The organism is Nocardioides sp. WG-D5, from assembly GCF_054031175.1.
Map to the genome: position 1 here is coordinate 237,251 of NZ_CM132928.1, position 23,026 is coordinate 260,276.

Here is a 23,026-nt window from a genome sequence, read left to right on the forward strand (position 1 = left end):
AGCCTAGTCCTCCCGCGGACGCACCGACGCCCGTGGCCTACCCAGCTCCCTCGTCAGTACGTCACCGACCCGGTCCAGCCCGACGGGTTCCTCGACCAGCTCGGCCCAGGGACGCCTCGAGGCGGCCAGGAAGGCGACCGCCTGCTCGAGGTGCCGCGGCTCGTAGTTGTGTACGCCGCTGACCGACCGCCACCCCCGCACGATGCTCTCCGGGTCGACCGCGATCGCCGGCCCCGGGGAGACCGAGCCCACCAGGACGAGGGAGCCGCCGACGTCGAGCGCGCCGAGCGCCGCCTCGATCGCCGGCGCGGCCCCGGAGAAGTCCATCGCGACATCGACCGGCGGGAATCCCTGACCGGCCGAGAGAGTCGAGGTGGCGCCGAAGTCGGCGGCGAGCTCCAGCCGGGCGGGGACGACGTCGCTCACCACGACCTCGGCCGCGCCGGCGTCGGCCGCGGCCGCGATCGCGGTGAGACCGAGCATCCCGGCGCCGACCACCAGCACCCGGCGGCCGCGCAGCGAGCCGGCTCGCTCCAGCGCCGCCATCACGGTGGCGGTCGCGCACCCGGCGGGGGCGGCGACCTCGTCCGCCAGCGTGTCCGGGACCGGCACCACCGCGGTGCCGGCGGGCAGGAGCACATGGGTGGCGTAGGTGCCCGAGAGCGGCCAGGCCGCCTGGTAGGTCTCGTGCCCGAGCTTGCGCACGGAGCGGCACTTCGCGGTGAGGCCACGCAGGCAGCGGTCGCAGGCGCCGCACGAGACGGTGACGCCCCAGACCACCCGCTGACCGCTGCCGACGACCCGGCCGACGCCCTCGTGACCGAGCACGCTCGGGCAGGCGCCGGGCCGCCGGCCGGAGACGGTGTGGTGGTCGGAGCCGCACACCGTCGCCAGGTCGATCTCGACCAGCGTCTCCCCCGGGCCCGGCTCCGGCAGCGCCACCGTCTCCAGGGTCACCTCGGCGCCGCCGAGCCACACCGCCACCCGCGCCATCAGACCGCGCCGACCTTCCGGCGCAGCCAGGCCGAGAAGAGGTCGATGGCGATGATCAGCACGATCACCATGCAGACGTAGGTCATCATCGTGTCGAAGTGGAAGCTGTCCACCTCGGTCTTGATGAAGAACCCGATGCCGCCGGCACCGACGGTGCCGAGGATGACCGAGCTGCGTACGTTGGTGTCGAACCGGTAGAGCAGCAGCCCGAGCAGCGACGGCATCACCGCGGGCAGCACCGCGTGCGCTGCCGACTGCGCGGGCGAGGCGCCGGCCACGCGGAGCGCCTCGACGGGCCCCTGGTCCACCTCGTCCATGGCCTCGGACCACAGCTTGCCCATGACCGCGACGTTGTGGATCGCCAGCGCGATCACCCCGGGGAAGGCGCCGAAGCCGACCGCGGCGATGAACATCAGCGCGTAGACCGTCTCGGGGATCGCACGCAGCACCGACATCACCGCGCGGCCCAGCAGCCACAGCGGCACGAACCGGTTGGTCGTCCGCGACGAGATCACCGCGAAGAACAGCGCCACCGGGATCGACAGGGTCGTGCCGAGCAGGCCGATCCAGATCGTCAGCAGGCAGTACTCCAGGCCGGGCCGGATGGTCTCGGACCAGCGCAGGTCGAGCGGGAAGGCGCCGTCCTGATGGATGGTCTTGCCGTTCGGGTAGGTGCGGTCGACGCCGAACAGGAAGTTCCACAGCCCCCGCCAGCCCTCGAGGAGCTCCTTGGGCGAGGTGTTGGTCTGCACCGCGGCGTACCAGTGCACGACGACCAGGCCGATCGCTATGACCACCGCGAGGGCGATCCCCGCCGGGCGGAAGCGTGGCGGGATCTCCAGACCCGGGTCGGGAGTCTTGGTCACCGTGCTCATGCGTACTCCCTCATCTCGGCGGCCTCGGCCGCCTCCAGCGCCTCCAGGGCGGGCCGGTAGAGGCCGGCCACCGTCTCGTCGTCGATCTCGGCGCTGCGGCTGTCGAAGACCAGCCGACCGCCGGCCAGACCGAGGACCCGGTCGGAGAAGCGGCGTGCCAGGTCGGGCTGGTGGAGCACCGCGGCCACGGCGAGGCCGTCGTCGTCGGCCAGCGAGCGGAGCAGGTGCATCACCTGCTCCGAGGCGGCCGGGTCGAGCGCCGAGACCGGCTCGTCGGCGAGCAGCACCTTGGCCCGCTGGCACAGCGCGCGGGCCACCGCGACCCGCTGCTGCTGACCACCGGAGAGACGGCCCGCCTTCTCCCGGGCGCGGTCGGCGAGACCGACCCGGTCCAGGCACGCCATCGCCTCGGCCTGGACCTCGCGCGGGAAGGCCAGCACCGACCAGGAGCGGCTCAGGCCGAGCCGACCGAGCGCTCCGGCGCAGACGTTGTCGAGCACGCTGCGGCGGGGCACCAGATGGATCTTCTGGAAGACCATCGCCACCGTCGGCATCGCCTCCGCGGGCCTGGCGGTGACGCCGTCGACGGTGATCGTGCCGGCGTCGGGACGCTCCAGACCGACCACGCAGCGCAGCGAGGTGGATTTGCCCGAGCCGTTGGCCCCCAGCAGGCTGACCACCTCCCCGGAGGCGACCTCGAAGGACAGGCCGTCCAGGACCGTCTTCTCCCCGAACGCCTTCCTCAGGCCGTCGATACGCAGCATGGCCGCTCCGGGGAGGTGATCAGCGCCCATCAGAGATCGTCCGTGGTCAGGTCGAGGGCCTCGGCCAGGTCGGTGACGGGCTGGTAGTCCTCGTCGGTCACCGCGACCAGCGCCGGCTTGCCGGCGGGCGGGGTGAAGTCGAGGTACTCGCCGATCTCCGCGACCGACTCGGCGGGCAGGTTCAGCAGCGCCTCCTGGACGGCCTCGGACACCTCGGGCGTCATGTTCGGGCCCGCGGCGATCGGGTCGTTCAGGATCGGCTCCGACTCCCAGACCTGGCGGAAGGCCGATTCGTCGAACTGACCCTCGGCGGTCGCCGAGGCCAGGGTCTGGCTGTTGATCTCAGCGGCGTCGACCTTGCCGTTGACCAGTGCCAGGAGCGCCTCGGTGTGACCACCGGCGTACTCCGCCTTCACGTCCTTCTCGATCCCGGCGTCGATGAGCGCCTTGCGCGGCACCGCGTCACCTGAGGTGGAGCCCGACTCCGAGAGCGCCAGGGTCGAGCCCTTCAGGTCCTCGACGGTCTTGATCGGCGAGTCCTCGGGGACCCAGATGCCGCCGGTGTAGGAGGAGACCTTGCCGTCCTCGCCCGCGAACGAGGCCAGCGGCGTGGCGCCGGCCTGCTTCTGGGCGAAGACGTAGCCCAGCGGCCCGAACTGGCCGATGTCGAGCTTGCCGTTCTGCATGGCGAGGATCTCGGCGACGTACGTGTCGGAGATCTGCACCTCGACCTCGCAGCCGAGCTCCTCGCCGAGGGCCTTGCCCAGGGTCTCGTAGACGGGGATCAGGTTCTTCGGGTCCTCGAAGGGCTCGACGCCCATCGTCAGGGTGCCGTCGGGGCAGATCTGGTCGGGGCCGACCTCGCCGCCCGCGGCGGCCTTCTCGGGAGTGGCCCCGCCGCCGCAGGCGGCCAGGGCGAGGGTCAGGGTCGCAGCACCCGCGAGCGCGGTGAGGGAGCGCAGCTTGGACATGTCGGTTTCTCCTGTGATCAGAGCAGCTGGTCGAGAACGGTGGGCGCGAGGCCCAGTGCTGTGGTCATGCCGATGCCCGACGTCACCGAGACGACCCGGAGGCCCGGGAACGGCTCGTCGACGAGGAAGTCGATCAGCGGGGAGTCCGCGTAGACCCCTCGCCAGCGACGCCGGACGGTGAGCGGAGCCCCGAGCAGCCGCGCCCCTTCCCGCAGCACCAGCTCGGCGACGTACTCGTCGTCGAAGGGCTGGTGCGTGCGGTCGTAGTGGTGGGTGTCGCCCAGGACGATCGAGCCGGGCCGGCCGTCGGTCCCGGGACGCTGGGTGAGCATGAGGTTCATGACGACGTCGAGGAGCTCGGGGCCGGTGGCCTCGAACTGCGCGCGTACGCCGGCCGCGGCCGTGGTCTCGGCGAACCCGCCGTAGCGGAGCATCGAGAGCCCGGTCAGCACCGCCGGCTCGATCTCGACATCGCCCGGAGGCGCGACCTCGAGCATCTGCAGCCGGCAGCGGCGTACGCCTGCCTTCTCGGCCACTTGCGGGAAGACCCGGTCGACGTCGTGGCCGGCGGCGTGCACGACCCGGGCGGAACGGATGGCTCCGCGGCTGGTGCGGATCTCCACCCCGTCCGCGACGGGGTCGACGGCTCCGACGTGGGTCGCCCAGCTGAACCGGACGCCCTGGGCCTCGAGCCAGGCGGCGATCGCGGGGAGCGCCTCGCGGGGGTCGACGCGGAGGTCGAGCGGCAGGTGGGCGCCGCCGACGACGTCCGCGGTTGCCGGCGGGAACAGGGCACGGGTGGCGTCGGCGTCGAGCAGGAGCGCCTGCTCGGTGCCGCGGGCGGCGGCGAACTCCTCGAGCACGGCCAGCTCCGCCTCGGTGCGGGCGACGACGACGGTGCCGGTCTCCTCGACCCCGAAACCCGCCTGCTCGCCGAGGGCGATCCAGCGATCCCGGGCGGCGAGGGCGTACGTCAGCGCCTGGCCCGACTGGGCGGTGGCGCAGACGTGGCCGAAGTTGCGGACCGAGGCGCCCACGGCGCGCTCGTCACGCTCGATGACGTGGACCCGCAGGCCCCGCGCGAGCCCTTCGGCGGCATGCGCGAGGCCGACGATCCCGGCGCCGATGACGACGAGGTCAGCGGCCGTGTCGGTGGTGGTCGAATGAGTTGGCACGGCCCGAACACTTCTGCCCGGCACCGGCCCGGTCAACACCTGGAGCGAACATGTACAGACAAGTTAACCGGTCGTTTTCCTGCGTCCCATCGCGCTTCACCAGCGTTCTCTCGCTGTTCACAATGCAAGCGCCCACACTTGTCTGATCAAGTTGTAGCCTGCTGGCATGAGCAGTCCGTTGCACACCCAGGTCGCCGAGGCCATCCGAGCCCGGATCATCGGCGGCGAGCTGCCGACCGGCGCCCCGATCCCGTCGGAGGCGCAGCTGTGCGAGCAGTTCGGGGCCTCCCGCGGCACGATCCGCACCGCATTGGCGACCCTGCGCCGCGAGGGGCTGCTCACCGGCGGCCAGGGGCGCCCGCCGACCGTGCGCGACACCGCCCTCGGCCAGCCCTTCGAGCAGCTGATCTCGTTCAGCGCCTGGGTGCAGCAGATCGGTCGCACCCCGGGCCAGCGCACCATCGAGGTCGCCCGGCGCGGCGCCACCGCCGCGGCCGCCGAGGCGCTCGACATCGACGAGGGCGACCCGGTCGTCGACGTGCTCCGGGTCCGCCTCCTCGACGGCCATCCCGCGATGCTCGAGCGCAGCACCTTCGTGGAGAGCGTCGGACGGCTGCTCTTCGACTTCGACCCCGACTCCGGGTCGCTCTACGCCTACCTCACCAGCGCCGGCGTCGACCTGCACGGCGCCCGCCACACCATGGACGCCGTCGCCGCCGACGAGACCGACGCCGACCTGCTCGACATCGCCGTCGGCAGCCCGCTTCTGCGCGAGCGCCGCCGGGCGACCGCCGCCGACGGCACCCCGCTGGAGTACGCCGACGACCGCTACCGGCCCGACCGCGTCACCTTCACCATCGACAACACCCGCCCGTCCGCGGCGGGGATCCGCACCGACGTACGCATCCTCAAGGAGATCTCGTGACCGCCTTCGACCCCACCGATCGTCTCGGGCTCCGCTTCGACCCCACCGATCGTCTCGGGCTTCGCTTCGACCTCGCCGCCCTCGACATGGCCGGCACCACCGTCGACGAGGGCGGGCTGGTCTACGACGTGCTCGACTCGACCGTCGCCGACGCCGCCGGCGAGCCCGTCCCCCACGACCTGCTGCTGCAGTGGAAGGGCACCTCGAAGTGGGAGGCGATCCAGGGGCTGCTGCGCGGACTCGGCCAGGACCCGAGCACCGCGCAGGTCGACAAGATCTTCGACGGCTTCCGCGAGCGCCTCGTCACCGCCTACCGTGAGACCCCGCCGCAGCCCTTCCCCGGCGTGCCCGAGATGTTCGAGGCGCTGCGCTCGCACGGCGTGAAGGTGGCGCTGCAGACCGGCTACTCGGCCGAGATCGCCGCAGCCATCCTCGACGGCCTCGGCTGGACCGTCGGCCCGGGCGCCGACTCGACCGTCGACGCCGTCGTCACCTCCGACCTCGTCGCCGCCAGCCGCCCCGCCCCCTACCTCGTCTTCCACTGCATGGAGGCGACCGGCGTCACCGACGTCCGCCGCGTGCTGGTCGCCGGCGATACCCCCAACGACCTCGGCGCCGGCACCAACGCCGGGGCGGGCTTCGTCGTCGGCGTCGCGACCGGCTCCTTCACCCACGACCAGCTCGCCACCGAGCCCCACACCCACCTCCTCCCCTCCACCGCCGACCTGACGACACTCCTGTAGACCTACGTCCCTTGACTGAGCACAAACCAAGGCAAAGACTGGCGTCATGGCACTGACCAAGAAGCAGAAGAAGGCGATCCTGACCACGGGCGCGCTCGCGGCCCAGGCGGCAGTGGCGCCGGTGATCCTGCGTGACCTGCAGAAGCGCTCGGACGACGAGATCCGCGGACCGCGCATCCTGTGGCGGCTGTGGGGCAGCACCAACCTGCTCGGTGCGGCGGTCTACTGGTTCTACGGTCGGAAGCCGGCCGCGGTCTAGGCCCGTACCGTCCGGCGAGGCTCGGTGAGCAGCCGGATCGCGAAGATCAGCTCCTCGACGTCGGCGAAGCGGCGCAGGTCGCAGCCGGTGCGCTCGGCGATCCGCTCGAGCCGGTGGTAGGCGGTGTTGACGTGGACGTGCAGCTGCTCGGCGGCCAGCTTGGCGTTGAGGTCGCAGGCGACGTACGCCAGCATGGTGTCGATCATGACGCGGTCCCGGGAGAGGTCCTCCTCGACGAACTGGCGCAGCGCCGGGCGCACCAGTCGGCGGGCGGTCGGATCCTCGCGCAGCACCAGGTAGTCGATCGTCGAGATCATCGGCAGGGCCATCACGCCGGGCTCCGCACCGAGGACGTCGCGTGCGATGCCCGCCTCGGCGTACGCAGCGGGCACGGCCGCGAGCCCGGCGTGCACCGTGCTGGCGCCGACCGCCAGCTCGAATCCCTCCCGCGCGAGCTGGCGGTAGATGCGCCGCAGGTCGGGCACGATCGTCCTGACGTCACCGGTGGCGACGGGCAGGATCCCGACGAGCTGCTCCTGACGGATCACGGTGACCCCCTCCCGGGCCGGGCCCAGCTCGGTGCGTACGTGCCGAAGTGCCTCCCGCAGGCTCCGACCGGGGCGTAGCGGCCGCACCGGCACCGCGATCAGGACGATGACCCGGTCGTCCGGCTCCAGCCCGCACCTGCGGGCCACCTCGAGCATCGGACCCGGCCGGACCACTCGTCCGGCGAGCAGGTCCTCCACGAGGTCGCGGCGGATCCGGTCGCCCTCGGCGAGCTCGACCTGATGGGCGGCGAGGTAGGCCTCGGCGGCGACCGTGCTGCCGACCTCGATCACCTGCATCACGTGCGAGGCCACCGGGAGCGCCGCGCGGCTGGTCTCCGGGTCGGCGGCGGCGATCTCGACGATGCGCTCCCACAGCGCCACCTGGCCGATGCGGAAGGCCTGCAGGAAGTCGGCCAGCGCGACCCCCTGACGAACCCGGCGAGTCGCCTGGTCGACGGTGAACTGGAAGTCCTCGCGTACGGCCGCGCGTCCCTCCTCCAGGGTGGTGAGCACCGCCAGGAAGACCGCCTCGGCGTGGTCGCCGACCTCCTTGCGCAGCTCGGGGTCGGGGCTGACGGCATAGGCCGGCACCTGGTCCCAGTTGTGCTTCAGGAAGAGCTCCACGGTGTGCGGGAGGTCCTCCCTGATGCCCGCGACGATGCGTTTGATCGGCTCTGTGCTCATCGCGCTCCCTCGGTGTTTCGCTGGCGGTTGCGGCGTCAACAAGATCAACGCGCGAGTGTGGCGACGGTCACGCTTCGAGCCCCATGTGATCTGTCTCCAACCCGGGTGTCGGGGCCTCACACATTTCCCGACGCGCCCTTCCCAACCGAGATCTGGCTGGTGAATGGTGCTATGTGTCGGTGGTCACAAAACTCGGACCCTGCCTACGCCAGGAGTGATTTCACATGGGGACGCACAACTCGGAAGGCCCTGCTCGGGTCTCCAGACGATCATTCGTCGGATACGTCGTCGGCGGCGCGACCCTGATCGCCGCCGCCGATCTCGGCCTGACACCCTCCGCCGCCCAGGCGGCACCCATCCCATCGGTGCCGCAGGTACCCGAGCTCTACGACCTCAACGACTTCCTGACGCACTGCGCGGCGCCGACGTCGAACCTGATCGCGATCGAGGTCGACGAGAAGGGTCACGCCCACTTCGCGCTGCCGCGGATGGAGGTCGGCCAGGGCATCACGACCGCCGTGTCGATGCTGATCGCCGAGGAGCTGGACCTCCCGGTCGACCACGTGCACGTCACGCTGGCGCCGGCCCGCCCCGAGCTGCTCTTCAACCAGCTGACCGGCGGCTCGAACACGATCATCTCGATGTACACCCCGGTCCGCGTCGCCGCCGCGATCGCTCGCAAGGCGCTGCTCGAAGCGGCCGCGATCATGCTCGGGGGCACGGTGGCGCAGCTGGTCTCCAAGGGCGGCGTGATCAGTGCTCCGGACGGGTCCTCGGTGACCTACGGCGAGGCGGCCGCCAAGGCCGCGAAGCCGACGACCGAGAAGGTCGAGGTCGAGCTGAAGGAGACCTCGGAGCACACCGTCGTCGGCAAGCCGCACCGCCGCGTCGACGCGCGCGCGGCCGTCACCGGCAAGAAGAAGTTCGCGATGGACCTCGACATCCCGGGCGCGCTGCCCACGATGGTCTGCCGGGCACCCGAGCTCAACGGCACCCCGGACAAGATCAGGAACAAGGCCGAGATCGAGAAGATGCCCGGCGTCACCCACGTCGCGATCATCCCCACCGGCGTCGCGGTCCGGGCCAAGACCTTCGGTCAGTGCATCGACGCCGTACGCGCGCTGGACGTCACCTGGAACTCCGGCACCGTGACCACGATGTCGGCCAAGGACATCCGGGCCGAGCTCCGGGCCGGGCAGATCCCGCTCGCCGTGCCCAAGGTCGGCGCCACCTCGGTCGACGGCGAGTTCACCTTCCACTTCCGCAGCGGCTCGGCTCTCGAGCCCAACTGTGCGGTCGCCGACGTACGCGACGGGAAGGCCACCGTCTGGGGCGGTCTCAAGTCGCCGATCGACGCCCAGGGCAGGATCGCCAAGGCGCTCGGGATCGCGCAGACCGACGTGACGGTCAACGTGGTCCAGGGCGGCGGCTCCTTCGGCCGCAAGCTGTTCAGCGACGCCGCGGTCGAGGCCGCGCACGCGTCCAAGGAGTTAGGTGCGCCGGTCAAGCTGATGTGGCACCGCGCCGACGAGCCGCGCCAGGGCCGGGTGCACCCGATGGCGGTCTCCCAGATCCGGGCGACCGTGCTGGCCGGCAGCGTGCTCACCTTCGAGCAGCGCCACGCCAGCGTGGCCTGTGACTTCACCCATGGGCTCGGCGAGCGGCTGACCGCCGAGGTGGCGGCACTCCCGCCCGGTCTGTCGAACCTGAGCTTCTCCGAGTCGATCTTCCTGCTCGCCACCGAGCTGCCCTACAACTTCGGGGTCGTCACCCAGCTGCTCAACGAGCCCAAGCCCGCGGTCGACCGGTTCAACACCAGCTCGGTACGCAACATCTACTCCCCCGACGTCGCCACCGCCAGCGAGCTGATGGTCGACCAGCTCGCCAAGAAGCTGAAGCAGGACCCGGTCACGTTCCGGCGCAACTACCTCAAGAGCGACGTCGTCAAGCGGGTGCTCGACCGCGCCGCCGAGATCGGTGACTGGGGTCGTTCGATGCCCGCCGGCACGGCCCAGGGCATCGCGATCCACAAGGAGTACAAGGGCGCCACCGCCGTTCTCGTCGAGATCGACTGCCGCCCCGAGACGGTCAACCGCGAGGTGCGCGACGCCGTGACCGGACCTCGGGTCACCAAGGCGGTCGTGGTCGCCGACGTCGGCCTGGTGATCAATCCGGCCGGGGTGAAGGCCCAGATGATGGGCGGCTTCTCCGACGGGATGTGCCAGGCGCTGACCTACAGCAACCACCTGGTCGACGGTCACTTCCTGGAGGCGAGCTGGGACAACTCGGCCTACACCCGCCAGTGGAACACGCCGTTCGAGTTCGAGTGCGAGGTGATGGAGTCGCACGGCAACCAGCCCGGCGGTGTCGGCGAGGCCGGCGTGGCCGCCTCGATGGCCGCGGTCGCCTGCGCGTACGCCCGCGCGACCGGCAAGGTGCCCACGGAGTTCCCGATCAACTTCCACGAGCCGCTCCACTTCGAGCCCAAGTCCTTCGTCCCGCCCGTCCCCGAGTCGCCGACCGACGGCCTCGCCTACACGTTCTGAGGTCCTGCGATGCCTTCTCACACCTTCCAGCTCAACGGCGAGACCGTCACCGTCGACGTCGAGGACGACGTACGCATCCTGTGGGTCCTGCGCGACATCCTCGGTGTCACCGGCCCGAAGTACGGCTGCGGCATCAACGTCTGCAAGGCCTGTACGTCGCACATCAACGGCAAGGCGTTCAACCCGTGCTCGGTGCGGGTCGCCGACGTCGGCGCCGACGACGAGATCACCACCATCGAGGGCCTGGCCGACACGGCTCCCGGCGACGGCCTGCACCCGATGCAGGAGGCCTGGCTCGAGCACGACGTCGCCCAGTGCGGCTACTGCCAGCCCGGCCAGATCATGACCGCGGTCGCGCTCGTCAACAAGGTCCGCGCGGAGGGCCGTGCCATCACCGAGGCCGATCTCGACACGATCCGCAACGTCTGCCGCTGCGGCACCTACTCCCGGATCCGGGAGGCCATCAAGACCGGACAGGACGCGATGGCCCGCGGACTCTGAGCCTCTATCCGCTCGACCTTCGCGGTGAGCTGGCTGGTGCGACCGGGCCGGATGTCGGCCCGGAGCACCAGCCGGACCCGCGGAGGCGTCCGACGCCGGTCAACGGCTCCCGTCAGTGGCTGCTGACGCTGGAGTCCTGATGAGGGGGCACCTGTCCGAGAAGCGGTTCCCGACGGCGGATGGCCCCCAGCGTACGTAGCGCGAGCGCCAGCCAGCAGCAGACGGCGAGTGCGGCGAGCAGCGCGGGAATCCAGTGGTGGAGCAGCGTCGAGGCAGCGACCGCGCACACGAAGCCGGTGAGGTTCGCCACGACGTCGTAGACGGGTGCGATGAAGCGACTGTTGATGACGTGGGCGACAGCCACGACCAGCCCGCACGCGAAGGTGACGGCGAGGAGAAGTTCGACCATGGGGTCGATTGTCCTCGACCTTCTCGGCCATCCGGAATCGCGGGGGCCGGGCCTCAGTCCTCCAGCGCCTCTTCGAGCCGCTCGAGCTTCGCGTCGAGCTCGCCCTCGTAGCCCGGCCGGATGTCGGCCTTCAGGACCAGGGACACCCGTGACCCGTAGGGGGCGACCGCCTCGGTCGCCCGCTTCACGACGTCGAGGCACGAGTCCCAGTCGCCTTCGATCGTCGTGAACATCGCGTCGGTCCGGTTCGGGAGCCCTGACTCCCTCACCACGCGAACCGCCGCGGCGACGGCGTCGGACACGGAACCATCGGCGCGGCCGGTGCCGCTCGGCGCGACGGAGAACGCTACGAGCATCGGGGCTCCTTCCACTTCGCGACGCGGACGATCGAGAACGCTGCGTGCATGTCGAAACACTATCCAAACACTCGGGCGGCCTGCATATAGTGGCGCCGCCGGGGGCCGAAGGTGCCACGTCCGGTGAGAGAGGAATCGATGAGTGAGGGACTCGACCGGCTCGCTGCCACGCTGGGCGTGCCGGCCTCGCGGCTCGCGCCGCTGGAGGCGTACGACGACGAGCAGCTGGGCCGGTTCAACGATCTGACGCAGGGCGCGATGACCGCGGAGGACAAGGCGTTCGAGGCCTCGCTCGACGAGGCTCTGAAGCTGGTGCCGAAGATGCTGCGCGGGGTCGTCCAGAGGATGCTCGGAGGCGCCCGATGACCGCCCTGACCAGCGCTCTGGAGATCACCAAGCTCGCCCACGAGATGCACGTCGACGAGGCCGAGCTCGCCTTCCTCGCCACCACCTCCCCCGACGACCTCCGCGACCTGCGCGGGATCGTCTCGCACGCGATGTTCAGCCGTCACGAGTCCCGGGTGAAGGGGCTGGCCGCGGTCAGCAAGAAGCTCCCCGCGGCCGTCACCGCGAAGATCGCCGAGATCGCGATGGGTCCCATGCTCAGCGCCCGGGTGGCCGCGGTGATGGAGCCGGCCGACGCCGCGAAGCTGGCCGGCCACCTGAAGCCCGCGTTCCTCGCCGACCTCTCCGTCCACCTCGACCCGAACCGCGTCGAGGCGATCATCGCCAGGCTCGACCGCGGCCTGGTGGTCGACGTCGGCCGCCGGCTCCTGGCCGACGGTCATCTGCTGACCCTGGCCAGGTTCACCGGTGTCGTCGGCCCCGAGACCTCGCTGAAGGTCGTCGACGGCGCTTCGGGCGCAGAGGTCGTCCGGCTCGCGCTGTTCATCGACGAGCCCTCGGTGATCGACCCTCTCCTCGCCGGCCTGCCCGACGAGACCGTGGCCGAGATCGCGGCCGCCGGAGCCGACCACGGCGACGCGTTCGAGGCGCTGCTGGTCGCGCTCGGCGAGGACAGCCGGGCCCGGATCGCCTCACTCACCTGACGCCGAGGCGTCACCCCCGTCGGCCGAGACGTCAGCCCTGCCGGTCGAAGCGTCACTCCCGTCGCTCGACCTGGCAGGGCTGTGCCGTCTCGACCGACGTACGTGACGCCTCGGCAGGCTCGTCAGTTCGCGCCCGCGCGCCTTCTCCGCGCCGCCGCGGCGAGCAGTGCCGTACCGACCAGCAGGATCGTGGCCAGCGACAGGCCCGCCACAGCGAAGGGGCTGTGGAACCACCCAGAGGCGCGCGGGGCGGGGCGAGGTACGGGTGGAACCGAGAGAAGATCGCCGGCGAAGCTGATCGGGTCCGAGGACGTGCCGTCGATCCTGGTCAGGACCTCCCGCCGGCCAGTCTCGATCTCGGTGGCCACCAGACTCCGGGGAGCATCGTCTGCGGTCTGCGTCAGCGCGACCACCGAGCCCTCGTCACGCCAGCCGACGACGGCCACATAGTCCTCCGGACCTGGCACCCGCAGACTCTCCTCGCCCAGCCTGTTGTCCCACGACGCGACCAGGAGCGGCCCGCGGTCGTTTCGGACACGTACGGCTCTGGTCGAAGTGCCGTCGATGGCCACCACTCCATTGACGCTCCGCAGCGGCAGCCGCACATCCCTCAAGGGTCGCGGCAGGCCGTCGCGGGGCGCGTCAGCGGGACGGCGTACGTCCCAGACCCGGAAAGGCGCAGCCCGCAGGTCATCGGTGCGCGGCCGCAGGGACCCGAAGTGTCCGATGACAAGCCGATCAGAGTCGATCCATGCGACGCTCTCCCCGGGCGTGATCGACCGCCGCACAACCTCGCCCGTCACCGTGTCGTAGACCCCGAGAGCGCTGGCGTCGTCGCACGCCCATGGCGCCCATGGCCGGGACACTCGACTGATCCAGAACGCCATCCGCCGTCCGTCCGGCGAGAGCTCGACGAAGCCGCAACGATAGGTGCCCGGCTCCATCGGGATGTCGAGGAACGCGTACGCTCCGGTCTCCGCGGAGGCGCCGACGACTCCCTGCTCGTAGAGCGGCCGGAAGAGTGGGATTCCGCCGATCATCCGCCCCTTGCCGGCGGTCCAGGCGACCGCGAGGGGTCCGATCGGCCCGACCTCGTCCGTTCCGTGCAGGTCACGGTCGACGTCATGGAGCCGGGTCGGAAGTGCGCCACCCGGCGGCACCACGGGATCATCCCCACCAGGCGTCGCACAGGCCGCCATCAGGCCCAAGGCGACTACGAGGCACAGCACCACAGACGTACGAATCGGAGACCGCACTTTCACACCCCCTTCGCCCGGCCCGATTCCGGTCAGCTCGACAAAGTCGGCTCAGAGTGCCAGGTCAGAGGCCACGACAGGGCACCTTCTGCTCACGATCCGGCAACGGCCCGCCGCCTCCCGAGGGAGACGACGGGCCGTGGTGACCGCGAAGGGTCAGGCGTTGACCAGGCTGCGCAGCACGTACTGCAGGATGCCGCCGTTGCGGTAGTAGTTGGCCTCACCGGGGGTGTCGATGCGGACGACCGCGTCGAACTCGACACCGGTGTCGGTGGTGACCTTGACCGTCTTCGGGGTGACGCCCTCGTTGAGCGCGGTGATGCCGGAGATCGAGAAGGTCTCCTCACCGGTCAGACCGAGGCTCTCGGCGTTCTGGCCCGCCGGGAACTGCAGCGGGATGACGCCCATACCGATGAGGTTGGAGCGGTGGATCCGCTCGAACGACTCGGTGATGACGGCCTTGACGCCCAGGAGCGAGGTGCCCTTGGCGGCCCAGTCGCGCGAGGAGCCGGAGCCGTACTCCTTGCCGCCGAGGACGACCAGCGGGGTGCCGGCCGCGGCGTAGTTCTGGGCGGCGTCGTAGATGAAGCTGACCGGAGCGTCGGGCTGGGTGAAGTCGCGGGTGTAACCACCCTCGGTGCCCGGGGCGACCTGGTTCTTGATCCGGATGTTGGCGAAGGTGCCGCGGATCATGATCTCGTGGTTGCCTCGGCGCGAGCCGTAGGAGTTGAAGTCACGCTGCTCGACACCGTGCTCGATGAGGTACTTGCCGGCCGGCGAGTCCTTCTTGATGTTGCCGGCGGGGCTGATGTGGTCGGTGGTGACCGAGTCGCCCAGCTTCAGCAGGACGCGCGCACCCTCGATGTCGGTGACCGGCGCCGGGGTCTTGGCCATGCCCTCGAAGTAGGGAGCCTTGCGGACGTAGGTCGACTCCTCGTCCCAGGTGAAGGTGTCACCGGTCGGGGTCGGCAGGTTCTGCCAGCGCTCGTCGCCCGCGAACACGTCGGCGTAGTCCTTCGTGAACATGTCGGAGGAGATCGCGGTGGCGATGGTCTCCTCGACCTCGGCCGGGGTCGGCCAGATGTCCTTGAGGAAGACGTCGTTGCCGTCCTGGTCCTGGCCCAGCGCGTCCTCGAACAGGTTCATGTTCATGTTGCCGGCCAGGGCGTAGGCGATGACCAGCGGCGGCGAGGCGAGGTAGTTCATCTTCACGTCGGGGTTGATCCGACCCTCGAAGTTGCGGTTGCCGGAGAGCACCGAGACGACGGCGAGGTCGTTGTCGTTCACCGCGGCGGAGACCTCGGGGATGATCGGGCCCGAGTTGCCGATGCAGGTCACGCAGCCGTAGCCGACGAGGTTGAAGCCGACCTTCTCCAGGTAGGGCGTCAGCCCGGCCTTGTCGTAGTAGTCGGTGACGACCTTGGAGCCCGGGGCCAGGGTGGTCTTGACCCACGGCTTGCGGGTCAGGCCCTTCTCGACGGCCTTCTTCGCCAGCAGCGCGGCGCCGATCATGACCGACGGGTTGGAGGTGTTGGTGCAGGAGGTGATCGAGGCGATCGTGACCGCGCCGTTCTCCAGCTCGAACTCGGTGCCGTCGGCCAGCTTGACCGGGACCTTGGCGTCCGTCTTGGAGGTGTAGGACGGCAGGTGGCCCTCGAAGGAGGTCTTGGCGTCGGTGAGCTCGACGCGGTCCTGCGGGCGCTTCGGGCCGGCGATGCTCGGGACGACCGTGGAGAGGTCGAGCTCGAGCGTCTCGGAGTAGCGCGGCTCGGCGGCCGGGTCGTGCCAGAGGCCCTGCTCCTTGGCGTACTTCTCCACCAGGGCCAGCTGCTCCTCGGAGCGGCCGGTGAGCTTGAGGTAGTTGATGGTCTCCTCGTCGACCGGGAAGATCGCGATGGTGGAGCCGAACTCGGGCGACATGTTGCCGATGGTGGCGCGGTTGGCCAGCGGCAGCGCGGTCACGCCGGCGCCGTAGAACTCGACGAACTTGCCGACCACACCGTGCTTGCGCAGCATCTCGGTGATGGTGAGCACGAGGTCGGTGGCGGTCGAGCCCTCGGGCAGGTCGCCGTGCAGCTTGAAGCCGACCACGCGCGGGATCAGCATGGAGACCGGCTGGCCGAGCAGCGCGGCCTCGGCCTCGATGCCGCCGACGCCGAAGCCGAGGACGCCCAGGCCGTTGACCATGGTGGTGTGGGAGTCGGTGCCGACGCAGGTGTCGGGGTAGGCCTGCAGCTCGCCGTCGACCTCACGGGTGAAGACGGTGCGGGCCAGGTGCTCGATGTTGACCTGGTGGACGATGCCGGTGCCCGGCGGGACGACCTTGAAGTCCTCGAAGGCGGTCTGGCCCCAGCGCAGGAACTGGTAGCGCTCGCGGTTGCGCTCGTACTCGATCTCGACGTTGCGCTCGAAGGCCTCCGGGGTGCCGAAGACCTCGGCGATCACGGAGTGGTCGATGACCATCTCGGCGGGCGAGAGCGGGTTGATCTTGGTCGGGTCGCCGCCGAGCTCGGCCGCAGCCTCGCGCAGGGTGGCCAGGTCGACGATGCAGGGCACGCCGGTGAAGTCCTGCATGATCACGCGCGCCGGCGTGTACTGGATCTCCTTGTCGGGCTCGGCGGTCTCGTCCCAGCCCGCCAGGGCCTTGATGTCGTCGGCGGTGATGTTCGCGCCGTCCTCGGTGCGCAGGAGGTTCTCCAGCAGCACCTTCAGCGAGAAGGGCAGCGACGCGACGTCGAGGCCCTCACCCTTGACCGCATCCAGGCGGAAGATCTCGTAGGACTTACCGTCCACGTCCAGGGTGCTCTTGGCACCGAAGCTGTCCTTGCTGGCCAACGCGTTCATCTCCTTGCTCGCGTCCACAGTGACGTACGTTCTCAAGTCTTTGAGGCCCATCCTGCCCCGGCTACCTACGCCGGGAAAACAAAGGCTCACCTAACCTTTTGCGGCGATCACTCGCCCGATCTCTTGATATCAAGATACATGAGGTCGAACGACAATTCGAATCACCCGGCGCGCCGTGTTGTGACCACCGCCGCTGACAGCGATCCTCGGATACTCCATGATTGGTCCGACCGGGCCACCCGACGGCCGCAACTCGTCGGGCACGAAGTGATGCGAGGAGAGCCTTGAGCACCCTGATCGCCGTCGTGGCGCTGGTGATCGCCGTGGCCGCAGGCGCTGTCGCCTGGCGCCTGCGCCGCTCCAACAAGGCGCTGCGTGCCGAGACCATCGGTCTGCTGTGGCGCCTGGAGCAGGCCGACATCTCCGCGCCGCGCACCGCCTACGCCGAGCTCCCGCCCGAGGACCGGCTGCTGAGCATCCGCATCCTCAACCCGCTCGAGCTCGCCTCCGCGCAGACCAAGGCAGCCACCATGCTGCACAAGGTGCGGCCGGCGCTGCTCTCGAAGATGGTCTACGACCAGGCGGCCGAGTCGCTGCGCGAGCGGCTCGCCGACGAGGGCGTCGTGGCCGAGGTCAAGGTCCATGCTGGTCGCTAGTCTCGCGCTGCTCGGAGCCCTCGCCTCTGCGGTCGCCGTCGGCCTCGCCTTCGCGGAGCAGCGTCGCCTCGAGCGGGCCCTGGAGGACGTGCGTCTCGGGGACCTCAAGGCGCGCACGTCCCGCGCCGAGGCCGAGCGCGCCGCGGACTGGCTCAGTCCGATCACGGACCAGATCACCGCGCCCTTCGCGGAGGCGACCCGGTCGGTGGCCGGTGCGCTGGCGCGTGTGGTGCCGAGCTCCGGCCGGCGTGGCCCGCGCGTGCTCAACGCGATGCCGGCCACCACGACCGGTGAGCTGCTGGGCACCCTCGGCCCGCATCTCGACGAGGCCGTCCTGGACCGCCGTCAGCTGATCACCGACCTCTCCGAGGACCCCACCATGGCGTTGCAGATGATCGTGGACGAGCAGGAGAGGTCGCGCGGCTAGCGCCGCCTCTCAGGCGAGCGTCGCCAGCCGCTCGCGGAGGCGCCTGCGCTCCTCGTCGGTGAGCGGCACCTCGGCCTCCTCGAGGTAGCCCATCGCCTCGTCGAGCCCGATCTCCCGGTGTTCGGTCTCCTCGCCCTCGCGGCGGATGGTGACCGTGTCGTGGGTGAGGCTGAGGTGTCTGTCGTCGAAGAGCTTGGTCATGATCAGCCGGTGACGGAAGTGCACCGTCGGGTGGGTGCTGGTGTAGTGGTGGCCGAGCGCGACGTCGCTGGGCACGACCAGCGCCTCGTCGTGGGTGTGCATGAGCTCCCACCCGTCGCCCTTGGCCCGCTCCAGCGCCCAGCCGTGCTCGCCCCGCCGCACCCGGTGGGCGATGCCGCGGACCTCGTCGACCGCCCCGTCGACCAGCGGGATCGGCCGCCACACGCTCAGCCCGAACCCGGGATCGAGCAGCAGCCTCTCGCCGTCCAGGTCGACCACGACCACCAGATGCGTACGTCCCGCCGCGGTCGGGTCGGGACCGACCCGGGCGAGCCGCCGCTCGACGGCGAAGCCGAGCCGGTCCAGCACCGCGCCGAGCAGCGTGCCGTGCTCGAAGCAGTAGCCGCCTCTCCCCCGGCCGGCGAACTTCGCCTGCACGTCGGGCAGATCGACGCCCGGATGCTGCTCGAGCAGCACGTCGATGTTGTCGAAGGTGAACGTGCGCAGATGGGCGTCGTAGAGCTCCTCGAGAGCCTCGCGCGACGGGCCGGGTGACTCGGTCACCCCGATCCTGTCCAGATAGGCCGTCAGGTCGAGCCGGTCGGTGCCCCACAGATCATCGCTCACGCCAGCATCTCAACGCCGATGCCCGGGTTGCGCAACCGAAATCAACGCCACCGCAGCCTTGGCCGCGGCACCCCGGCAACCATTCGGCTGGACAGGATCGAACAGTCATACTGCTCGAACGCCGCCTCAGCAGTGCCGACCTCGGAGCCGGTGAAGCCGTCCTGCTGCTGGCGCTCGAACGGGGTCCGTTGACGATGACGGGGGTGATGTCGACCTTGCACATCAAAGCCTCGACTGCCACGAGCCTGGTGAATCGACTGGAGACGCTCGGGCTGGTCCACAGGTCCCCGAACCCCGAAGACCGGCGCTCGCTCCTTGTCGACCTCACCGACACCGGGCTCATCCGCGCCAGCCAGGTGCGGCCCACATTCGAGGATCTCGATGCTGCCCTGACCGGCAGTGACGAGCAGCCGACGCTCTCTGGGATACGGCACGCTCTCCAGCAGGCATCGCTGTCCGGGTGACGCTCGTATCCGGCCCCGTCCGCGGCAGGGCGATCTGATCGTCGTGGCCGGGTTCAACGTCGCCGCACCCGCCCGCGGATCCGCAACCCTCCGACGCCGGAGCGGATAGGCGGATGACCGCCGCGGTGCACGGTCTGTACCGCGACGGCGAAGTCCCCGGGCCGGAGCACGGCCCGGGGACCTCGATGTCGTCTACTGGTAGCGGTACGCGCGGATGATCGTCTGCCGCACGCTGTTGCCGGAGGTGTCGGTTGCCCATGCTCGCAGCGAGACGAAGCCGCTGCCGCTCGGATGCTGCACCGAAGCGACCGCCTTCTCCCCCCGCCGCTCGACGTTCAGCTTGCGCCATGTCCGGCCGTCGTCGAACGATGCCTCGACCGTCAGAGCCCGGGTCTTCGCGGGCGCCGCACCGATCTGCCGGTCCAGCGAGATCGGCAGTCTGAACGACCGTCCGGCGGGGGCAGTGTTCTCGATGTCGAGGTCCGGCGAGAAGCGGACAGCTGTCATCGGAAGGTGCACCAGCTCGCCGTCGGGTACGTGCCCCGACTCGAACCTCCACTCCGCGTCGACCAGCGTGGAGAGAGTGAACGCCGGGTCGCTCTCGAACCTCGCGTGGACCAGGTAGTCGCCGGGCTCGGCCGGGACGTCGATGGCGTCCCTGAACCACGACGTGTGACCGACCTGCGTCCCGTTCCGATAGACCGTGACATCACCCGTGCCGCGCCCCGGGAACCGGAACCCCTCGTGCCCGCTGCCGTCGCCGTGCATCGGTCCCGGGGCGCCGAACGTGTCGCCCCAGTAGCGCGTCGCGTACTGCTGGTCGAACTCCGGTTCCGGGAACACCGGCCCCTCGACACCGTTCGCCCACTTCACGTCGTAGACCCGGCCGGGCTTGTACGACGTCCAGTCCGACTCGTAGTGCGTGTAGCCCGACTGGCTGTTCGAGATGAGCCATTCGGCCTTCTGATCCCGGTTGTAGTGCTCGACGACGGTGCTCGGCGCGTCATACCTGAGCGTGAGTGGCCTGGTCCTGCCGTCCAGGCTGGTCCAGACCGGCGAGTTGCCCGGTGCCCGGGCCACCGCGACCCGATCCACCGGTACGTCGGGAACGTCCGCCCCGATCCGGGACCGTACGGTGGCGAAGTCGTCGGCGCGGAGAGCCTCGGTCTTTCCGGTCATCATCCGGCCACGCTCGTAGAAGTAGACCTGATAGACCGCCTGACTGTTGATCTGCGACTGGGCCCAGGTTCCCGAGATGTAGGAGACGAAGCCCGTTGCCTTCTTGCTGCCCCTTGCCGAACCGGTTCGGAGACTGGCGAGATCCATGTTCATCAGGACGTTGTAGGGGTCGTTGGAGCCCCAGATCTGTGGCGCCTGCGTGCGGATGGTCCAGCCGAGCTCGGTGTGCCGTGGAACAGCCGACCTGTCCGGCACCGTGATCGCCACCGGCTTCGCCGAACGTGCATCCACCGTGACGGTGCGATCAGCATCGAGCGTCACCGCCGGGTCGACCAATGAAGTGATCGCCACGTCGTCCTCAGGGCCGGTGAGCAGGTACGACTGAGCGACGTAGCGCCCCGCCGGCAGTCGCACCATGGCGCTCTCGCCGGTGTGCGCGATCGCCGTGATCGTCTGCCGGTCGATGTCGGTCAGCATGGTCACCCATCGTGGGTCGTCGCCGGTGGCGGCAGGGGTGCGCACGGTCAACGTGTGTCGTGCCTTGTCCAGCGCGATCGGCGTCTCGACACGTACGGTGCCGGATGAGGCCGTGAGCTCTCCTCCGAAGGGCTCGTCCGGCAGGTCCTCCCCCGGCGCGACCGTCACTGTCACCGCCGCGCTTCCGCCAGCCGGCACTGTCACCGTCGAGGCGCTCACCGTGAACAGCCCGTCCGGCGCGTTCGAGTGCAGCTTCAGGTCCAGGGTCACGTCCGTCGCGCCGCTGTTGACATAGGTGACGGTCCGATCCTGGCTGGTCGTCCCTCGGTCGAAGCCGAGGCTGACCGGATCGGCGGTGACCTCCTGGTCGATCGCGCGCGCGACGTCGACGAGACCCGCACCCTGCTCGTACGGCCCGAGCGCGTCGCTCGGCGCCGCCGCTGACATCAGCGTGGCCTTGAGCCGCCCGGCACTCCATTGCGGATGCTCCTGGGCCAGCAGGGCAGCGGCACCGGCCACGTGCGGCGTGGCCATCGACGTGCCGTTGAGTCGGGTGTACGCCCCGTTGTCGGGCAACGGCGTGAGGTCGCTGGTCGAGGAGAGTGCCGCGGCGATGCCCACACCCGGTGCGGTGATGTCTGGTTTGACGGACGCGCCGGTCGTCGTCGGCCCACGACTGGAGAACTCCGCGAGCTCCGCCGTCTTCGACACCGCCCCCACCGTGAGGGCCTCCTCGGCACTACCCGGCGAGTTGATGGTGCCCTCGCCGGGGCCGCTGTTGCCCGCCGCGATCACGAAGAGGGTCCCGTACTGAGCGGTCAGGTCGTGGACGGCAGCCTCGAGCGGGTCCACCCCCGGGGTGTCCTCGCCACCCAGACTCAGGTTGGCGACATCTGCACCCTGCTCGGCCGCCCACTGCATGCCCGCGAGAATCGCCGACTCGGAGCAGCCCTCCAGGACGCACACCTTCGCGCTGAGCAGCGTGGCGTCCGGGGCGACACCTCGGTGGCTACCGTCGGACGCGGCGCCCGTCCCGGCGATCGTCGAGGCGACATGCGTGCCATGTCCCACGTAGTCGTTGAGATCCCCGGAGCCGGTGAAATCGACCGCTTCGGCGACGTTGTCCACCAGATCCGGATGCTGCTGGTCGACACCGGTGTCGATCACGGCAACCTTCACACCCGTCCCGGTCAGCCCGGCCTGCCAGGCTGCAGGAGCGCCGATCATGGGCACGCTCACGTCCAGCGTCGGCTTTCGCAGTCCGTCCAGCCAGACCCTGGTGACGCCGGAACGCAGCTCGCCCGCGTCGGTGAGACTCTTCCAGAGCACGGTGGGCCTGTCCCGATCCTGCTGGTACGCCGTCACACCGTCGAGCCGTTGCATCGACCGGGTACCCGTGAGCCGGGCGCTGCCTTGGATCAGGAGCGGAAGATTTCGGCGGGTGTCGTCGTATCCGAAGTCGAGGAGCGTCGAGACGTCGAACAGACGCTCGTCGAGTCGGCCACTGGCGAGGAGGCCAGCGGCGTCGGCGGGGACCACCCGGATGTCGTCGCCCGCGCTCGCGGTGACGAACGGGACCTTTTCGCGGCCTTCGGCGGGCTCCACGTCCACCACGGGCCGCCCGTTGCGGCTGCTGACCCGCACGGTGTCACCGGTGACGAGGGTGACGGTGCGCACTTTCGTGTCGGCGTTCGGGGCCGGTTTCGCGGCGGCGGTCGGGGCAGCGCCAGGCTCGTGGGTCTGCCCGAGGGCGAGGCCACCTGGTAGCGCGGCCCACGCCGCGACACTGGCCAGCGCCAACGTCGCCGGGATATGGACGATTCGCATGGTTCTCCTTGCTTTCACTTCGCCGGGTGGCGTACTTGCCAGGGCGGGCCACAGAGGTCGACCGAACCCGGACCGGCGCTTGCTCGAGCACGTCGAGGGCACCAAGGCAGGGTGGGGCGTCGATCAACGAGGGGACTACAGGGGTTCGTAGTGATCAGCCGGAGCCGAACCCTCGTCCCAGCCGGGTCCGGTCTCCGAGACCTCGACGAGCTGCGATGGCGCCGTTGCCGGGGTTTCAGGTGCCGGCTCGGGAGGCGTCTGTGGCTCCCG

Annotated in this window: 22 protein-coding genes; 10 read left to right on the forward strand and 12 right to left on the reverse strand. The window is 70.1% G+C overall.

What is annotated here, in order from left to right:
* Positions 1–3: 3 nt before the first annotated feature.
* The 5 genes from ACWZJV_RS01190 to ACWZJV_RS01210 are packed head-to-tail and all read right to left on the reverse strand — an operon-like array spanning position 4 to position 4,778.
* Positions 4–993, reverse strand: coding sequence for a zinc-binding dehydrogenase (locus ACWZJV_RS01190; RefSeq protein ID WP_457179942.1), 990 nt, complete (start codon positions 991–993; stop codon positions 4–6).
* Positions 993–1,868 carry a phosphonate ABC transporter, permease protein PhnE gene (phnE, locus tag ACWZJV_RS01195; RefSeq protein ID WP_457179943.1) on the reverse strand — a complete coding sequence of 292 codons (876 nt, stop codon included), beginning with the start codon at positions 1,866–1,868 and terminating at the stop codon, positions 993–995. The genes ACWZJV_RS01190 and phnE overlap by 1 nt, the downstream gene beginning before the upstream one ends.
* Positions 1,865–2,662, reverse strand: coding sequence for a phosphonate ABC transporter ATP-binding protein (locus ACWZJV_RS01200; RefSeq protein ID WP_457179944.1), 798 nt, complete (start codon positions 2,660–2,662; stop codon positions 1,865–1,867). Before ACWZJV_RS01200 ends, phnE begins: the two co-directional genes overlap by 4 nt.
* Positions 2,662–3,603: a phosphate/phosphite/phosphonate ABC transporter substrate-binding protein gene (locus ACWZJV_RS01205; protein WP_457179945.1), complete on the reverse strand. Its 942-nt coding sequence runs from the start codon at positions 3,601–3,603 to the stop codon at positions 2,662–2,664. The genes ACWZJV_RS01200 and ACWZJV_RS01205 overlap by 1 nt, the downstream gene beginning before the upstream one ends.
* 17 nt (positions 3,604–3,620) lie before the next feature.
* Positions 3,621–4,778: a TIGR03364 family FAD-dependent oxidoreductase gene (locus ACWZJV_RS01210; RefSeq protein ID WP_457179946.1), complete on the reverse strand. Its 1,158-nt coding sequence runs from the start codon at positions 4,776–4,778 to the stop codon at positions 3,621–3,623.
* Between the two features lie 166 nt (positions 4,779–4,944).
* Here ACWZJV_RS01210 and ACWZJV_RS01215 point away from each other — a divergent pair, with 166 nt between their 5' ends.
* Genes ACWZJV_RS01215 through ACWZJV_RS01225 form a run of 3 tightly spaced genes read left to right on the forward strand, consistent with a single transcriptional unit; the run spans position 4,945 to position 6,705 of the window.
* Positions 4,945–5,703 (forward strand): GntR family transcriptional regulator, encoded by a 759-nt coding sequence (locus ACWZJV_RS01215; protein ID WP_008360280.1) that lies wholly within the window; start codon positions 4,945–4,947, stop codon positions 5,701–5,703.
* Complete coding sequence (locus ACWZJV_RS01220; RefSeq protein WP_457179947.1) at positions 5,700–6,446, forward strand: phosphonatase-like hydrolase; 747 nt, start codon at positions 5,700–5,702, stop codon at positions 6,444–6,446. The genes ACWZJV_RS01215 and ACWZJV_RS01220 overlap by 4 nt, the downstream gene beginning before the upstream one ends.
* Before the next feature lie 46 nt (positions 6,447–6,492).
* The gene (locus tag ACWZJV_RS01225; protein WP_008360282.1) at positions 6,493–6,705 is read left to right on the forward strand and encodes a hypothetical protein; all 213 of its coding nucleotides are present in this window, start codon (positions 6,493–6,495) and stop codon (positions 6,703–6,705) included.
* Here the strand turns inward: ACWZJV_RS01225 and ACWZJV_RS01230 are convergent.
* Entirely contained in the window at positions 6,702–7,937 is a 1,236-nt protein-coding gene (locus ACWZJV_RS01230) for a PucR family transcriptional regulator (protein WP_457179948.1), read from the reverse strand. The genes ACWZJV_RS01225 and ACWZJV_RS01230 overlap by 4 nt on opposite strands.
* A gap of 224 nt (positions 7,938–8,161) precedes the next feature.
* Between ACWZJV_RS01230 and ACWZJV_RS01235 the strand changes: the two genes are divergently transcribed.
* Together ACWZJV_RS01235 and ACWZJV_RS01240 are read left to right on the forward strand one after the other, a co-directional pair.
* Positions 8,162–10,483 (forward strand): molybdopterin cofactor-binding domain-containing protein, encoded by a 2,322-nt coding sequence (locus tag ACWZJV_RS01235; RefSeq protein WP_457179949.1) that lies wholly within the window; start codon positions 8,162–8,164, stop codon positions 10,481–10,483.
* Positions 10,484–10,492: 9 nt separating this feature from the next.
* On the forward strand, positions 10,493–10,984 hold the full coding sequence (locus ACWZJV_RS01240; RefSeq protein ID WP_008360285.1) for a (2Fe-2S)-binding protein: 492 nt from the start codon (positions 10,493–10,495) through the stop codon (positions 10,982–10,984).
* A gap of 112 nt (positions 10,985–11,096) precedes the next feature.
* Here ACWZJV_RS01240 and ACWZJV_RS01245 read toward each other — a convergent pair whose 3' ends face one another.
* Both ACWZJV_RS01245 and ACWZJV_RS01250 read right to left on the reverse strand, forming a co-directional pair.
* Positions 11,097–11,393, reverse strand: a complete 297-nt coding sequence (locus ACWZJV_RS01245) for a hypothetical protein (RefSeq protein ID WP_457179950.1) — start codon at positions 11,391–11,393, stop codon at positions 11,097–11,099.
* A 53-nt stretch (positions 11,394–11,446) separates the two neighbouring features.
* On the reverse strand, positions 11,447–11,749 hold the full coding sequence (locus ACWZJV_RS01250) for a thiamine-binding protein (protein ID WP_008360289.1): 303 nt from the start codon (positions 11,747–11,749) through the stop codon (positions 11,447–11,449).
* A 138-nt stretch (positions 11,750–11,887) separates the two neighbouring features.
* On the opposite strand from ACWZJV_RS01250, the gene ACWZJV_RS01255 reads away from it, so the two are divergent.
* A complete protein-coding gene (locus ACWZJV_RS01255) occupies positions 11,888–12,115 on the forward strand; it encodes a hypothetical protein (RefSeq protein WP_457179951.1) in 228 nt (75 codons plus the stop codon).
* Positions 12,112–12,798, forward strand: a complete 687-nt coding sequence (locus ACWZJV_RS01260) for a hypothetical protein (RefSeq protein WP_457179952.1) — start codon at positions 12,112–12,114, stop codon at positions 12,796–12,798. The genes ACWZJV_RS01255 and ACWZJV_RS01260 overlap by 4 nt, the downstream gene beginning before the upstream one ends.
* Before the next feature lie 122 nt (positions 12,799–12,920).
* On the opposite strand, the gene ACWZJV_RS01265 is transcribed toward ACWZJV_RS01260, so the two are convergent.
* Both ACWZJV_RS01265 and acnA read right to left on the reverse strand, forming a co-directional pair.
* Positions 12,921–13,961 carry a hypothetical protein gene (locus ACWZJV_RS01265; RefSeq protein ID WP_457179953.1) on the reverse strand — a complete coding sequence of 347 codons (1,041 nt, stop codon included), beginning with the start codon at positions 13,959–13,961 and terminating at the stop codon, positions 12,921–12,923.
* Positions 13,962–14,210: 249 nt separating this feature from the next.
* Positions 14,211–16,898, reverse strand: coding sequence for an aconitate hydratase AcnA (gene acnA / locus ACWZJV_RS01270; protein ID WP_269210639.1), 2,688 nt, complete (start codon positions 16,896–16,898; stop codon positions 14,211–14,213).
* 284 nt (positions 16,899–17,182) lie between these two features.
* On the opposite strand from acnA, the gene ACWZJV_RS01275 reads away from it, so the two are divergent.
* Together ACWZJV_RS01275 and ACWZJV_RS01280 are read left to right on the forward strand one after the other, a co-directional pair.
* A complete protein-coding gene (locus ACWZJV_RS01275) occupies positions 17,183–17,554 on the forward strand; it encodes a hypothetical protein (RefSeq protein WP_008360297.1) in 372 nt (123 codons plus the stop codon).
* Positions 17,541–17,981, forward strand: coding sequence for a hypothetical protein (locus ACWZJV_RS01280; RefSeq protein WP_457179954.1), 441 nt, complete (start codon positions 17,541–17,543; stop codon positions 17,979–17,981). Before ACWZJV_RS01275 ends, ACWZJV_RS01280 begins: the two co-directional genes overlap by 14 nt.
* Positions 17,982–17,990: 9 nt before the next feature.
* Here ACWZJV_RS01280 and ACWZJV_RS01285 read toward each other — a convergent pair whose 3' ends face one another.
* Positions 17,991–18,809 carry an arylamine N-acetyltransferase family protein gene (locus ACWZJV_RS01285; RefSeq protein ID WP_457179955.1) on the reverse strand — a complete coding sequence of 273 codons (819 nt, stop codon included), beginning with the start codon at positions 18,807–18,809 and terminating at the stop codon, positions 17,991–17,993.
* Between ACWZJV_RS01285 and ACWZJV_RS01290 the strand changes: the two genes are divergently transcribed.
* A complete protein-coding gene (locus ACWZJV_RS01290; protein ID WP_457179956.1) occupies positions 18,734–19,273 on the forward strand; it encodes a MarR family winged helix-turn-helix transcriptional regulator in 540 nt (179 codons plus the stop codon). The two genes, ACWZJV_RS01285 and ACWZJV_RS01290, sit on opposite strands and share 76 nt — an antisense overlap.
* A gap of 192 nt (positions 19,274–19,465) precedes the next feature.
* On the opposite strand, the gene ACWZJV_RS01295 is transcribed toward ACWZJV_RS01290, so the two are convergent.
* Positions 19,466–22,858: a S8 family peptidase gene (locus ACWZJV_RS01295; protein WP_457179957.1), complete on the reverse strand. Its 3,393-nt coding sequence runs from the start codon at positions 22,856–22,858 to the stop codon at positions 19,466–19,468.
* Positions 22,859–23,026: the final 168 nt, after the last annotated feature.